This window comes from Paenibacillus xylanexedens (assembly GCF_007680605.1).
Classification (GTDB): domain Bacteria; phylum Bacillota; class Bacilli; order Paenibacillales; family Paenibacillaceae; genus Paenibacillus; species Paenibacillus xylanexedens_B.
Genome location: NZ_VEIO01000062.1, coordinates 1 through 388, shown reverse-complemented (window position 1 = coordinate 388; position 388 = coordinate 1). Strand labels below are relative to the sequence as shown.

General features: G+C 44.6%; 1 protein-coding gene. It reads left to right on the top strand.

Features of this window, described 5'->3' with window-relative positions; translation table 11 throughout:
• The coding region (locus FS818_RS28390; RefSeq protein ID WP_186331919.1) for a condensation domain-containing protein at positions 1 to 388 on the top strand (388 nt) is incomplete at both ends.

Here is a 388-nt window from a genome sequence, read left to right as displayed (position 1 = left end):
TACGGATTACTGTATTGAAGACGGGGCAGAGCCAATATGAGATCGTATGGAGCCACCATCATATTTTGATGGACGGCTGGTGCATGGGCATCGTCTTGAAAGAGTTCTTCTATATGTTTATACAGCTTAGCGGTGGCCAAACGATTGATTTGCCTGCGGTGAAGCCTTACAGCAAATTCATCAATTGGTTGGAGAAGCAGGATCGTGAAGAAGCGCTGGACTATTGGAGAGATTACTTGGCGGGATACGAGCAGCGTGCAACGATTTCTGCAAGTGGAAGCCGTACAAACGAGTCGTATGTACTTGAAGAAGTCCGTTATTTGTTCTCAGAGACATTGACTGAACGTTTGGAAAAATTGAACAAACGATATCAAGTTACGATGAACAG